Annotated in this window: 11 protein-coding genes; 5 read left to right on the top strand and 6 right to left on the bottom strand. The window is 49.2% G+C overall.

Annotation, left to right across the window (positions count from 1 at the left end; translation table 11 throughout):
- Positions 1 to 37: 37 nt before the first annotated feature.
- From pheT to E4T81_RS07160, 5 genes are all read right to left on the bottom strand, one after another.
- Positions 38 to 2,500 carry a phenylalanine--tRNA ligase subunit beta gene (gene pheT, locus E4T81_RS07180; protein ID WP_135042850.1) on the bottom strand — a complete coding sequence of 821 codons (2,463 nt, stop codon included), beginning with the start codon at positions 2,498 to 2,500 and terminating at the stop codon, positions 38 to 40.
- Positions 2,501 to 2,625: 125 nt separating this feature from the next.
- Positions 2,626 to 2,979, bottom strand: a complete 354-nt coding sequence (locus E4T81_RS07175; protein ID WP_167761761.1) for a hypothetical protein — start codon at positions 2,977 to 2,979, stop codon at positions 2,626 to 2,628.
- Positions 2,980 to 3,034: 55 nt separating this feature from the next.
- Entirely contained in the window at positions 3,035 to 3,820 is a 786-nt protein-coding gene (locus E4T81_RS07170) for a DUF5672 family protein (protein ID WP_135042846.1), read from the bottom strand.
- 174 nt (positions 3,821 to 3,994) lie between these two features.
- Complete coding sequence (gene bioA, locus E4T81_RS07165) at positions 3,995 to 5,275, bottom strand: adenosylmethionine--8-amino-7-oxononanoate transaminase (protein ID WP_135042844.1); 1,281 nt, start codon at positions 5,273 to 5,275, stop codon at positions 3,995 to 3,997.
- Positions 5,276 to 5,394: 119 nt separating this feature from the next.
- Complete coding sequence (locus tag E4T81_RS07160; protein ID WP_135042842.1) at positions 5,395 to 6,963, bottom strand: hypothetical protein; 1,569 nt, start codon at positions 6,961 to 6,963, stop codon at positions 5,395 to 5,397.
- A gap of 382 nt (positions 6,964 to 7,345) precedes the next feature.
- On the opposite strand from E4T81_RS07160, the gene E4T81_RS07155 reads away from it, so the two are divergent.
- The 3 genes from E4T81_RS07155 to E4T81_RS07145 all read left to right on the top strand — a co-directional run bounded on the left by E4T81_RS07155 (position 7,346) and on the right by E4T81_RS07145 (position 11,368).
- The gene (locus E4T81_RS07155) at positions 7,346 to 9,250 is read left to right on the top strand and encodes a hypothetical protein (RefSeq protein ID WP_135042840.1); all 1,905 of its coding nucleotides are present in this window, start codon (positions 7,346 to 7,348) and stop codon (positions 9,248 to 9,250) included.
- A gap of 115 nt (positions 9,251 to 9,365) precedes the next feature.
- A complete protein-coding gene (serC, locus tag E4T81_RS07150) occupies positions 9,366 to 10,433 on the top strand; it encodes a 3-phosphoserine/phosphohydroxythreonine transaminase (RefSeq protein ID WP_135042838.1) in 1,068 nt (355 codons plus the stop codon).
- A 14-nt stretch (positions 10,434 to 10,447) separates the two neighbouring features.
- Positions 10,448 to 11,368 carry an NAD(P)-dependent oxidoreductase gene (locus tag E4T81_RS07145; protein ID WP_135042836.1) on the top strand — a complete coding sequence of 307 codons (921 nt, stop codon included), beginning with the start codon at positions 10,448 to 10,450 and terminating at the stop codon, positions 11,366 to 11,368.
- A 91-nt stretch (positions 11,369 to 11,459) separates the two neighbouring features.
- Here the strand turns inward: E4T81_RS07145 and E4T81_RS07140 are convergent, their stop codons facing one another.
- Positions 11,460 to 12,305, bottom strand: a complete 846-nt coding sequence (locus E4T81_RS07140; RefSeq protein ID WP_135042834.1) for an OmpA family protein — start codon at positions 12,303 to 12,305, stop codon at positions 11,460 to 11,462.
- Positions 12,306 to 12,486: 181 nt separating this feature from the next.
- On the opposite strand from E4T81_RS07140, the gene E4T81_RS07135 reads away from it, so the two are divergent.
- Both E4T81_RS07135 and E4T81_RS07130 read left to right on the top strand, forming a co-directional pair.
- The gene (locus tag E4T81_RS07135; RefSeq protein WP_135042832.1) at positions 12,487 to 13,869 is read left to right on the top strand and encodes a hypothetical protein; all 1,383 of its coding nucleotides are present in this window, start codon (positions 12,487 to 12,489) and stop codon (positions 13,867 to 13,869) included.
- 32 nt (positions 13,870 to 13,901) lie between these two features.
- Positions 13,902 to 14,453, top strand: a complete 552-nt coding sequence (locus E4T81_RS07130) for a DUF4199 domain-containing protein (RefSeq protein WP_135042830.1) — start codon at positions 13,902 to 13,904, stop codon at positions 14,451 to 14,453.
- Positions 14,454 to 14,457: the final 4 nt, after the last annotated feature.

The following is a 14,457-nucleotide window of genomic DNA, read 5'->3' as shown; positions in this document are numbered from 1 at the left end:
ATTTCAGTTCGTTATAGTTATGATTGTTTTGATTTGATTATCGGAGTGATGCGCCGAGCTGTTTTTGCAGGTTGGCTGTTATCTTGCCCATTACTGCCTCGATCTGCTTGTCCTGCAGGGTCTTTTCATCGTCCTGCAAGGTTATTGATATGGCGTAGCTCTTTTTGCCCGGTTCAAGATTCTTGCCCTGATAGACATCAAAAAGCTCGACACCGCGCAGGAGTCTTTTCTCGCTGTCGCGCACGATTTTCTCTACCTGAGCCATTGTCACCGCCTCGTCAAGCAGCAACGCGAGGTCGCGCTTCACGGGATGGGTCTTCGGCAGGGTAGCGTAGGTGACTTTTTTCTTGAGCGCGAGTTTTACGAGCGCGTTCCAGTCAAGGTCGGCATAAATGACCTCTTGCTTTATGTCGCAACGCTTTAGCATCTGCTTTGCCACGATTCCAAGATGTCCGAGTGTCTTGCCTGAACGGGTCGCGATTTCGACAGAGTTGCTGTATATCGGTGATTTAGCCGGTTTAAGCTCGATTTCCTTGCCGTTGATGCCAAGACGTGAAAATATATTGGCTACGATTGCCTTCATGTCGAAGAATGTGGCTTTCTCTTCGGGGCGCGCCCAGTTGCCTGTGCGTATGTTGCCGGTAAGCCAGAGGGCAAGTCGCTCGGTCTCGGTATAAGGCGCGATGGGGTTTTCAGCGGTGGACTCTACCGAGAGGTCGCGGCTGTAAACCTTGCCAAACTCATATAGCATGAGGTCGGCGTCGCGGCGGTTGACGTTGTGCTCGATTACCTCAAGTCCGCCGAAAAGAAGCGACATCCTCATCACGTTAAGGTCGTTGCTGAGCGGATTTAGAAGTTTGACCGGCGCGTGATGTTCGTCGGTGAGCCCTTCGTAGTAGCTTTCGGCAGTCAGTGAGTTGTTAAGAATCTCGTTGAATCCGGTTGCGGTAAGCTGGTTGCTTATCAGCTCGCGCAGTTCGTTGGAGCTGTCGGTGACAGTCTTGAACGAAAGGCTTGCGCGCAGATTGCGTGAGAACTCGATATTGTTGTAGCCATATATGCGGAGTACATCCTCAACTACGTCACACGGACGCTGGACGTCAACGCGGTAAGTCGGCACACGCAGGTCGATAGCCTCGTCGCTTTGGCTGACAATCTCCATTTCAAGCGATTTTACAATCGCGTCGACCTGAGCCGTCGGAATCTCCTTGCCGACAAGGGCGTTCAGGTAGTCGTAGCGTAGATTTACCTCATAAGGCTTGATTTCGGCAGGATAGATGTCAATCGGCTCGCCACATATCTCACCTCCGGCAAGCTCTTTTACCAGAATGGCGGCAAGCTTGAGGCAATACATGGTGGCGTTGGGGTCGGTACCGCGCTCATAGCGGAATGAAGCGTCGGTCGATAAGCCGTGGCGGCGTGCCGTCTTCCTGATAGAAGTGGGGTTGAAGTAAGCGCTTTCAAGGAAGATGGAGGTGGTGGACTCGGTGACTCCCGAGTCAAGGCCTCCGAACACTCCGGCGATACACATCGGCTTTTCGGCGTTGCATATCATAAGGTCGCGCTCGTCAAGCTTGCGCTCAACTCCGTCAAGAGTAGTGAAGGGGGTGTCCTGCTGACACTTGCGCACTACAATTTTGCCGCCGTTGATTTTTTCGACGTCAAAGCAGTGGAGCGGCTGCCCCATGCCGAGAAGTATGAAGTTGGTGATGTCGACTATATTGTTGATCGGGCGCTGTCCGATGGCGCTAAGATAATTTTTCAGCCATTCCGGACTCTCTGCGACCTTGATGTTGCGTATGGTCACGCCTGAATATCTCGGACATGCTTCATAATCGTCAACTTCCACGGTTATGGCTCCGTCATGGCGGTCGGTGGCAAATGAGTCTACCGACGGACGCTTGAGCTGTGACGGCTCGGCATGACATGCAAGCCACGCGCTAAGGTCACGCGCGACTCCGTAGTGGCTTGCCGCGTCGACGCGGTTGGGGGTGAGGTCGACCTCGATTAGCCAGTCGCTTTTCAGATTGTAATATTCCGCAGCCGGAGTGCCGGGCTTTACTTCTCCGTCAATCACGATTATGCCGTCGTGGGAGGTGCCGACTCCTATCTCGTCTTCGGCACAAATCATGCCGAATGACTCGACACCGCGTATCTTTGACTTCTTGATGGCAAACTCATTGTCTCCGTCGTAGAGGGTGGTGCCGACGGTGGCTACCACGACAGTCTGCCCGGCTGCGACATTAGGCGCGCCGCATACAATCTGCGTCGGTTCTCCGTTGCCGAGATCCACTGTCGTTATGTGGAGATGGTCACTGTTGGGGTGTTCGACACAGGTTAATACTTTTCCTATTACGATGCCGCGAAGTCCGCCGCGTATTGACTCGACTTCTTCTACAGTACCCACTTCAAGACCGATGGATGTAAGCGCATCGGCAAGTTCTTCAGGGCTGAGCCGGAAGTCAACATACTCTTTGAGCCAGTTATATGAGATATTCATTACTTATTTGCTTGAAAGCGAGCAGAAACAGACGCCCGCATAATAATTCGCGCAAATTTACAAAAAAATCCTGTCACAGCCAACTCATTTTGACTGTGACCTTGATTTTCCACGAAATGATGCTGTTATACCGATTTGTTGGAGGCATAAGTCCACATTGTCGGTCGGATGCAGGCATTACGGTAAAACAACTCTTCTTCAGTAGGACAGGCGCTGTCCTCATACCAAGGCAGATGACGTAAAGAATAGGGTGGAGCAAGCCTGTAAGCCTCGGCTGCACGTGACCTGTTCAGGCCGGACAGAGGCCGATACAGAGCAAATGTGGTGTCAATAGGCGCACGATATTTGTCGCCGTCACGTTGTTCCCAGAATTTTTGTTCATGTCTGATTACTTCTGCCTTATTAGCGAAGTGGTCGGGAATGTCATCAATTGATAGCGAGGGTCCTACTTTCAATGCGAATGGCTTTTCAACTGTCATTATATGAATCATTCGTTCGATAATGTCAGCCGGACAGTTTTCTGTCAACTCTACGTCACTGTGTGTCTTTTAGGATTATAGGAAACCAGAATTTTCTCATTCTGCGCTTTTGCCACGCATGGCAGCCAAAGGGGAGCTTCTTGCCATTAAGCTTGTAACAGAGCTTAGGGTATTTGTCAAATGCAAAATCAAGAGCTTCTTCCCAGTCAGGATATGAGAACCCCAATCCGTGTCGGTTTACTTCTGTTGAAAAAAATACATCTTCATTGTAGATGTGATTGCGGTAAAGAAGATATCGGTCAATTTCTTGTCTTAATTCTCTTACCGCGCGCAGATGAGACTCTACACGTCGTAATGATAGTCCGCCATTGCCTACTTGCCACCATGTTGCGCGCTCGTCAGGCATGTGAAGCATTTTGCGGAAGCCATGCTTGATTTTCGAGCCAAGTTTCAGTAATGGAAATTTGTAGATGGGGCGTACAAGCCACGGTGCGCCAACATAATCGTATCCTTTGTCACACCATTCAAGTAACCGGTCGGAGAATACATATGCGTCAAGTTGATATATAAGGATGTAGTTAAAACCGGCAAAGCGGTCATAAAACTCTTCTGACATCATCAGTCGGTTGTAGCCTGCAATACCTTGAAAATATGACGGGTCAAACGTTTCAACTCCGGCATTTTTGACTATACCGGTCAGTTTTGAAATATCAAGCCCTTCAGGGACTACAAATGTGACCGGATGCCGGCTCAGATTTGCTGCAACCGCGCGTAACGAGATTTCTTCATATTGATGAAGTGTACTTTTATAAGCCGGTATTACTATGTTGACTTTTTCCATGACTGGTGCAAAATTAGCACAATAATCTAAAACAACAATTCCATATCAGAAGATATGTGTTGGATTTTGAGGCTTCTTTATTCTCGGTCGGGTCGGGACTTACTGGTCTATGAACTTATATTTCAGGGTTATGTTATACTCGTTGCAAACCAAATGTTTCCTGTCGTAATTGCGCTATATGATTGAAATAAGGCGGCGGCAGAGGGTGACGAGGTCGTCGTCGGTGATTACGTAGGGGGGCATGATGTAGACATTTCTGCCAAATGGACGCACCCAGATGCCGTTGTCGACACAACGCTTCTGAAATTCTCCGACATTGACAGGCTCTTTCATCTCGATCACGCCGATTGTGCCAAGCACCCTTACCTCCTTTACCGAGTCAAAAGTGGCGGCAGGCGCCAGCTCTCGCTTGATGATTGATTCGATATGTCTGATGTGGGTCTCCATGTCTTTGCCGCGTAGCAGGCGGATTGACTCGCATGCGATGGCACAGGCAAGCGGATTTGCCATGAATGTCGGACCGTGCATCAGTACACCCGCCTCGCCGCGTGACACAGTGTCGGCGACATCCTTTGTTGTAAGCACGGCGCTCATTGTGAGATAGCCCGCCGTAAGACCTTTGCCGATGCACATGATGTCGGGCTCAACACCCGCCCATTCCCAGGCGAAGCATTTGCCGGTGCGCCAGAATCCGGTAGCAATCTCGTCAAATATCAGCAACACGCCATAGCGGTCGCAGAGTCGACGCGCTTCCACGAGATATTGCGGATGATAGAAGCGCATGCCTCCGGCTCCTTGTACGACCGGTTCAAGGATGAGAGCCGCGAGCTCTTCATGATGCTGCTCAAGCATCTTTTCAAGAGGCTCGACAGCCTCATGGCTCCACTCTTCGTAAAATCCTATTCTCGGAGCCTCGACAAAGTAACGTATGGGCAGTGCGGGTCCGAATGCCCCGTGCATGCCTGTCACCGGGTCGCAGACACTCATGGCGTTCCATGTGTCGCCATGATAGCCTGAGCGTATTGTTACAAAATTGCTTTTCCTGTGGTCGCCGCTTTTGGCTATAGCCGCCTGTACCGCTACTTTCATCGCGACTTCGACGGCAACTGAGCCGGAGTCGGCATAAAATATATTGTTCATGGATGGAGGCGCTATCTCCAGCAGCAGCTTGCCAAGCTCTATTGCCGGCTCATGGGTGAAACCGCCAAACATTACATGCGACATCTTGCCGATCTGTCGCATCGCGGCTTCGTTGATCGCCGGATTGTTATAGCCGTGGATTGTACACCACCATGACGACATCCCGTCAATCAGCTCGGTCTCGTCGGCGAGACGTATGGTCGTGCCGTGGGCTGAGTCAACCTTATATGTGGGCAGGGGGTCGATCGTCGATGTGTAGGGATGCCATAGATGCTCTCGGTCCCAGGAGTCATGGAGTGAAGTGTGGTCGGTCATTTTTTTTATGGATTTTATAGTGCAAAATTAATTATAATAGCTGACCGCAGCAAAACCGATATATAAAAAGTCACCTGCCGGAATCATGACAGGTGACTTGCTCAGGGTAAGAGAATTCTTTATCTGATTACTTTGGCTGTTTTGACTGATCCGTCCGACATGCGGTCGCGGCGAATGGCGATTGTGCCGTCCGATGGTTTGTCAATGCGTATGCCATGCAGGTTATACCATTCTGTAGATACAATGGCGGCTGCCTCGGCCGGTGTCTCGATGCCGGCGGCTGTCCCTACCTTTGCCGACTTGTTTACAACTCCGTTTACAACATAGACGCTCTGTATGGCAATTTCAGGAAGCTCTTCCATCTGAAGGGTGACTGTGTGTTCCGGGGAGCCTTCGTTGGTTATGACAACTCCTGTTTCGGAGAAGTTGTAAGGAATGTCGGTTATGGCGCTTTTCAGAACAGGGTACACTTCGGGCGTGAAAGAGAATAACTCATTGTTGATAAATATGTTGTAATACATATTGTCGGGGTTGATGAAATTACCTTCAGTATCGGTGGCGGGAATAGTGAAGCTTACTGACCTGCCATAGGGAGAGTAATAGTCACCGACAAAGTTCAGTGAAGGGTTAGCAGGTGTTGCCGGTTTTTCTTCGTATGGTGAGAAAGTGACGTTCATAAGCCGTGAGCCTGCGGGCATTCCCGGATTGGCGGTCTTCATACCGAAAGTCATGAGCATTGCCTTGTCGGCGATGTATTTGTCGCCGGTTTTGGTGAGTGTCACTTCGGTTTCGGGAATGAATCTCACGTCAGGTTCGCCCCATTCGTTTTCGTACTCTTCTGTTCCGGCAGCCTGAAAGAAGTAGTAATACATCTCTGTAGTGTAAATGCCGAGATACTGGTCGGTCGGTAATGTCACCTTGTCGCCGTCAATCGTGCCAGTAATCCAGGAATCACTGAAATAGCTGTAAAGACCTTTGATCCACATGCGATTGTCTGCTATGCCTATTTCGACTATACGGTTGAGCTTTTCACCCCAGTTGCTTTCGGCTGAACATATATATTGTGTGGTTTCCATACCGGCTGGAGGGGTAGGTAAATTCTCGTCAAATATGAGCCAGTCGATATTTCCTTCAGCTGAGCCGGTGAACATACCGTCTGCATCGACAAGTCCGATCACTCTCGGTGTGCCGTCGCTCTCGGTGTCAATTTGAGACAGCCTGTTGTCTTTCCATTTCATTACGAGGTCTCTGTTTTCTGTGTCAACAACAAAGTCATTGGTGTCATCAACGGTTATGACCTTCATGATTTGAGCTGAAATCTGTGACTCCGGAGCTCCGCTATACGGATTTGCCGGCTGTATGTACACATCCTGAGGGAAAGAGAATACGACTTCATCACCGTTATCAGAAAGTGTGCCTTTTATCCAGTATGGTGAGGTTGTGGCAAAAGTAGACACCGGCATATACATATAAAAGTCTTTGCCGTCAATTACCAGATTGCTTATTTTGCCTTCAATATCAGACTCATAAAGAGCCCCCCACATATATAAGTATTGCTTGGAGCTACGATAAATATTATTGTATACCGTACCCGACGGGGTTTCCTGAATACCTGCTGCATTGACCGGCTGTGTCATGACGCCGCTGATAAAAGCAGCGGTTGCTAACGAGAGTAAATACTTTTTCATACGCATTGATATTTTTTTTGATAATTTTGGTTTTGGCAAAAGTATATAAAAATATGTTTTAGTGCAAATAAATGATGCTTTTGATTTTGTTTTGTTGGAAAAATTCTGTGTTTTTATTGTGATTGCTGTCTTTGTGTTTTTTTTGGTTGCGATTATCTGCCGGTTGTCATCGAAGTGTCTTCTTTCAATTAAGGATAGTTTATTGTCTGAATTAGGTGTTAGGACGTTTGATGATTTAAGAAGCGTGTTGTCAGCTGATATAAAATGTTATTGCCGATAAACTGTCGTTATAATATTGGACATGAGTGTATGATACTGCTTTAAATTTGGCTATCTTTGTGGCATGGATTGGCGGGAGTGTCGTGGAAAATTTAGCCGGATTATGTCGGGTGACCGTTTCCTTGCGGGAGGGGTTACGGCAGGATTGTGGGTATTTTTAGGCGCGACTTACTCGTTTTATCTTAGTCCGGTGGTGGCGTTGCCTGTTTTGTGGGCGTTTGGGCTTGTCGGCATTTGTCTGTTGATTGCAGGTGGTGGTGCGGTCTTGATCCAGCGTTTACTGCCGAGGTTGCCTGTGCTTACAGTTTCGGCTCTGCTTGTTGCGTGGTTCTGTCTTGGCAGAATGGATTTCCCGAGGATAGGATGGACAATGGTCGGAATCGGTGGGGCTGCCGGTGTAATTACCGCTTTGGCTTGGATGTCGCGCAGGTTATCTGTCAGGCTGTTGGCTCTGACGGTTGATGTCTTGTTGTTTGCAGCCGTTACTGCATATTGTGTTGGCTCTGACGCGGACGATTCCGGTGCCGATCAACCTGCCGTGGATCATGACATGACTGTCTTTGATTATGGTCGTGACGGGGCAGTGGTCGACGGCTCTGCTTATTTTCATGTGGCGAGCAGGATTGACAGCGTGGCGCGACGTTTAATATGGGGATTTGACCGGCATGAGTTGCCCCTTGCCGGGAAAGTGTTTCTGCCTGCTGCCGGTGAAGACTGCCCGCTTGTGGTTGTCCTTCACGGGAGCCATTACATGCTTGACACGTCTCATGTAGGCTATATCTGGCTTGCCCGTAATCTTGCAGCCAGGGGGTATGCTGTCATGCTTGTTGATGAAAATTTTATAAACAAGAGCTTTTCGGGAGGCTACGCTCCCGATGATTATATAGGCAGGGGCTGGCTGCTGTTGAAGAATCTGGAATTGCTGAGAGACATGGCAAATGACCCGCAGTCGGGACTTGCCGGAAAAATTGACTTTGACAATATTGTGCTTGCTGGACATTCGCGCGGAGGCGACGGCATTGCTGCCGCGACATGGCTTAACGGGCTTGAAAAGTCACCGTTTGACCCCTCGGAGATATACTGTTTTGATTTTGGCATAAAAGGAGTCATCGAGATTGCGCCTACCGGGATGCTGACGCTTGCGGAAGGCTCTCCCTATAAATATACTAATGTGAATTATCTGCTCCTGCATGGCGATATGGACGGGGATGTCTCGTTTATGTATGGATTGCGCCGTTATAATGTGGCTACATTTAGCAATTCGTCCTATCACTTCAAGGCATCAGTTTATATTGACGGAGCCAATCACGGTCAGTTCAACACCGTGTGGGGCAGCGAAGACCGTCAGCCTCCGGCTTCCCGGCTGCTTGCCCGGGAGGGAATGATTGGCGGCGACGCGCAGCGGCGTCTCGCGCTTGGCTATATAGAGCCGTTTCTTGACGTGACATTAAAGGGGCGGGGAGAGCTTCCCGCCGAGTTTAGCCGTCAACTGCAAGAGGGCGATATAATACAATGGAGTGACACAAAGTGTCGATATTTTGCCGATTTCGAGGACGATGCCGGGCTTGGCGAGGTCGTTGAGCTCACCTTGCGTGACAACAGGCAGATGTCGCAGGCAAATCACGGAGTCAGGATAACGGCTTCACGCAGTCATGCGGTCACGGTCGATTCAGCATCAATAGCCGGAGATGGATGGCTTTTGATATTTTCGGCCTATTCCGACTGTGACACGCGCCTTGCCGTGGTTGCGACCGGAGCGTCGGGAATCGTCCTCTCCGACACTGTGCGGCTCGTGGCAAATCCTGTAAAGCGATTGTCGCGTTGTCGGTTGATATTTCCGGTTCAGGGTGACGGAGTGCGCGAGCAGGTGCTAAAGAGCTTCACGCTTCCTATAAGGAGCGAGGGCGACTCGTGCATTACGGGTGTTACATTTTCTATCCCTGACAGCAGCGGCGACTGCGCAGTCATAGTCGACAATGTAGGCATAAGAAGACATTTTGAGCATTAAAACAGGCATTTATGGAAAAATTTCCATAAATACGTGTATTTTTCTTGCGATTTGTTTAGTTACCTTGTATAAAATCACTAAATTTGCGGATATAACCCATTTAACACGTTATAAGATGAAAAAGCATAATTTTTATGCCGGACCCTCGATTCTTAGCGAATACACGATTAAGAATACAGCAGAAGCCATCAAAGACTTCGCCGGTACCGGATTGTCAATTCTTGAAATCTCTCACCGCAGCAAGGAGTTTACCGCAGTGATAGAAGAGGCTCAGCAGCTTGTAAAAGAGTTGCTTGAGGTGCCGGAAGGTTATCACGTGCTGTTCCTCGGAGGAGGAGCCTCGATGCAGTTCTGCATGGTGCCTTACAACCTTTTGAAGAAGAAGGCGGCTTACCTTGACACCGGTACTTGGGCTGCCAATGCAATCAAGGAGGCTAAGCTCTTCGGAGAGGTGGATGTGTTGGCATCAAGCAAGGATAAGAATTATACTTTCATCCCCAAGGGCTTTACCGTGCCTGAAGATGTCGACTATTTCCATTTTACCTCCAATAATACAATCTACGGAACAGAGATGCGCTATGACCCTGATGTAAAGGTGCCTTTGGTTGCCGATATGTCAAGCGACATCTTCTCTCGTCCGGTAGATGTGGCAAAGTATGATGTGATTTATGCCGGCGCACAGAAGAATCTTGCTCCCGCCGGAGTGACCATCGCAATCGTGAAGGAGTCGGCTCTCGGCAACGTGGACCGTGCAATCCCGACCATGCTTGATTACCGCACCCACATAAAGAAGGGCTCGATGTTCAACACTCCTCCGGTATTGCCGATATACTCTGCGCTGCAGACCCTGAAATATTACAAGGAGCTTGGCGGAGTGAAGGAGATGGAGCGTCGCGATCTTGCCAAGGCTGAATTGCTTTATGAGGCTATCGACTCAAGCAAGATGTTTGTCGGCACAGTCGCTCCTGAAGATCGCTCGATAATGAATGTGTGCTTCGTTATGAAGCCCGAGTATGACGGTCTTGACAAAGAGTTTATCGACTTTGCTGCAACAAAGGGTATTGTCGGTATAAAGGGTCACCGCTCTGTAGGCGGTTTCCGCGCGTCACTTTACAATGCTCTCCCTATCGAGAGTGTAAAGGTGCTCGTCGAGGCAATGAATGAATTTGAAAAGAAACACTAATCGATACACAGGCTATGAAAGTACTGGTAGCTACTGAAAAACCGTTTGCGACAGTTGCTGTCGACGGTATCCGCAAGGTGGTTGAAGACGCAGGTTATGAACTTGAACTGCTTGAAAAGTATCAGGCGAAGTCAGAACTCCTCGCAGCTGTCGCTAATGCCGACGCTCTTATCATACGCAGTGATGTGATAGACGCCGAGGTCTTTGACGCGGCTAAAAATCTAAAGATTGTTGTACGTGCCGGCGCCGGTTACGACAATGTGGACCTTGCTTCAGCGACCACTCATAATGTAGTGGTTGAGAATACTCCCGGACAGAACTCTAACGCTGTTGCCGAGCTCGTTTTCGGAATGGCAGTCATGGCTGTGCGCAACAATTACAATGGCACTTCGGGCACTGAGCTTAAAGGAAAGCGTCTCGGACTGCAGGCTTACGGTCAGGTAGGACGTAATGTGGCGCGTATCGCCAATGGTTTCGGCATGGAGGTGTCGGCGTTTGACCCTTATTGCCCTGACGAGGTGATGACCAATGACGGGGTAAAACCTGTACACTCTGTGGATGACCTTTATTCGGGCAACGATGTTGTGTCTATTCATATACCCGCCACTCCTGAGACTCGCAAGAGCATAGGATATTTCAATCTCACCAATATGCCTCTCGGAGGCGTTGTAGTCAATACCGCACGTAAGGAGGTTATCGACGAGGATGGACTGGCAAAGGCACTGCGCGAGCGTACTGACCTCCGCTATGTCGCCGACGTGAAGCCTGACAATGCCGAAGCCCTCAAGGAGGAATTTGGCGGTCGTGTTTTCTTCACTCCCAAGAAGATGGGAGCGCAGACATCTGAGGCTAACATCAACGCGGGAATAGCCGCAGCCAATCAGGTGGTGGCTTATCTGCGCGACGGAGTTAACAAGTTTCAGGTCAACAAGTAATCCCTGAGAATTATCAGATAACAAAAAGCCGGGACTGCGCCAAGCGCGGTCCCGGTTTCATTTATTGCCAAACCGGCTCTTATGTAGTCGCTTATTGAGCGTTGTCGGTCTCCGGAGCTTTGTCGATGAGGTCAAGGAACTCGTCAAGCTTAGGAGTGATGATAATCTCTGTCCGTCGATTGCGCTGACGCCCTACTTCGCTGTCATTGTCGGCAATAGGGTTGTACTCGCCTCTACCTGCAGCCGACAGGCGCTTGGGGTTGATGCCGAAGTCATTTTGCAGAACCTGTACGACAGATGATGCGCGAAGAGTCGAGAGGTCCCAGTTGTTACGGATGTTGGTCCTATTGATAGGCACATTGTCGGTATTGCCCTCTACAAGCACGTCATAATTGCTGTAATCCTTTATGATTTTGGCAATTTTGCTTAGTGTCTCCATCGCGCGGCTGCTTATCTCATAGCTGCCTGTCTTGAAAAGCATGTTGTCGGCAAGCGATATGTAGACCACGCCTTTCAGCACCTTGACATCGACATCTTTAAGTTCATCGGTGCTGAGCGAGCGTGTAAGCTTGTTAGTGAGGGCTATGTTAAGCGAGTCGCTTTTTGATTTTGCGTCGACAAGCTCCTTGATATATTTGTTTGACGCATTGATTTCATCGACAAGCTTCGCGATATTCACGTTGCCTTGTGCATTCTGGTCCATGCTTTTGTCAAGGGTTCCTTTCAGCTCGGCAAGGCCTGCACGAAGCTCTTCATTGTTTTTCCGTGCCGCATCAAGTTGCTGCTGCAAGTTTTCACCATTCGCATCACATTTTATTAGGCTTTCGCGGGTTGCCAGATAGTCAGATTGAAGTTTCTGATACTTCTTATTTGATACACAACCTGTCATCATCATGCCACACAGGCTGAAAACGACGAGCATACTTTTGATTTTCATAACTTATAAAATATGGTTATTTATTCTATTCAAAACTATATTTATAACGTTGACTGCAATAACTATGTTCTTATGGCTTTGACATGAGCAAGGTAGAGAAGGCGCTGACAACCGGCGCGTCGGTCATCAATGAAATGCCGGGATATAATAAAGATGCGTGATGTCGCGTTATCATTATTATATGAAATCAGTCAGTTACATATTCTTGTTAGTGTTGCCTCTGCTTGTGGTGACAGGGTGTATAGAAGATGGGTTTACGACCTCGCCTTCCGACCAGCCGGTATATTCCTCCGACACGCTGAAAATGGGGACGGTTTTTACAGCCGAGGGCACACCTACCAGGATGTTCAAGGTGTTTAACCCCCATGACAAGGGGTTGAACATAAGCGAAATTTCATTGCGCGACCAAGAGATGGGAGGTATATTCCGCATTAATGTCGACGGTGTGTCAGGATCCCGCTTCACTGATGTGGAAATCCGCGCCAATGACTCTATATTCGTGCTTGTTGAAGCGACGCTGCCTGAATCGGGCAGCGACCTGCCTGTGGAAATCAACGCGCCGCTCGACTTTGTGGTAAACGGGGTCACTTCGACTGTCGTTATCAATGCTTTCGGGCAGGATGTCACTCGCCTTGAGGCTGTCACGATTACTTCTGACGCCACCTTGTCGGGCGAGAAGCCTTATCAGGTTTATGACAGTCTTGTAGTCGCCGAGGGTGTGACGCTTACTCTTGACCCCGGGGTGACATTGTATTTTCATGACAGCGCGGAACTTGTGGTGCGCGGAACACTACTGTCCAACGGTACGCCTGAACGTCAGGTCAACATGACCGGCGACCGTTTCGGTCAGGTTGTAGGGCGCATCCCTTACGAGATAATGTCGGGACAGTGGGGTGGAGTGTATTTTTATGGCTCGACCCGCGACAACAGGTTGTATAATACATCGATAAGAAACACAGTCTATGGCGTCTATGTCGATTCTGTAAGCGCCGACATTACAGAGCCGGTGCTGACACTCGTCAACTGCCAGCTTCGTAATTCCGCAGGCACGGTGCTTGTCGCCGACCATGCTCCGGTCACCGCCGTAGGATGTGAGTTTGCGGAGGCGGCGAAAGGAGCTGTGTATCTATATAACGGAGTCCATCGGTTCAATCATTGCACATTTGCCAACTATTACCTTTTCTCTGCGATTTCAGGTCCGTTACTTTATCTTGACGGAGAAACGGTAGATGCCGACATATCCAACTCTATCCTTTATGGCATCGGCAGCGATATATTGCCTTCTGACCTTGCCGGAAAGCCTGTATATTTCCGGAACTGCCTTTTTAAATCGGCGGGTTCCGATGATGACAATTTCATCGCTACGATATGGGATGCCGACCCGTTGTTTTACACTGTGCGCGAGGACTATTATTTTGATTACAGGCTGAAGGAGGGTTCTCCTGCCATAGGGGCTGCCGACCCTTCGCTCTCGCTCCCTGACGCGGCTGTCGACCGGTATGGATTGCCGCGAGGCTCCAGACCTGATGTCGGAGCTTATGTTTTCTCTCTTGATAGACTCTGATAATTCGTTTTTATTTTATACCTTTGCAAGGTATGAGCGGTTCTCAGTCAATAAATCAGTCACCTTATAGCCGCGGCGCCCATTATGGTGTCGCTTTCGGCGTGTATCTGAGCGTGCTTTTTTTCGCTATAGCTTATTCGCTGACAGTGCCGTTGCTTAGTCTGCTGTCGCTTATGATGATGGCGGGCGTCCCTGCGGTTATATATATCATGTTGCGGAAAAGCTATGTCGCCGACTATGGAAAGACTATCTTTTCTTCGCTGTGGATGGAGGGTATAGCAATATTCTTCTTTGGCGGACTTATAGCCTCGCTGGTGTCGGTCGCTTATATGACATGGATTAATCCGGGCTATCTTTACAGTCAGGTCGACATGATGATTGAGTTATATGGCAGTGCCGACTGGGAACGCGGCAAGGAGCTGTCTGACATGCTAGTGAGAGCTAAGGAGCAGCATCTGATACCCGCGCCTATTGATCTTGCCATTGACATGCTGTGGCTTATCGTGTTTTCAGGCTCGATACTGTCGATGTTGATGTCGCTGCTTGTACAGGCAAGAGGCTACGGTAAAAAACAAGCAAATTAACAGA

This window comes from Barnesiella sp. WM24 (genome assembly GCF_004570975.1).
In the GTDB taxonomy this organism is placed as follows: domain Bacteria; phylum Bacteroidota; class Bacteroidia; order Bacteroidales; family Muribaculaceae; genus Muribaculum.
This window is presented reverse-complemented; position numbering and strand designations above follow the sequence as displayed.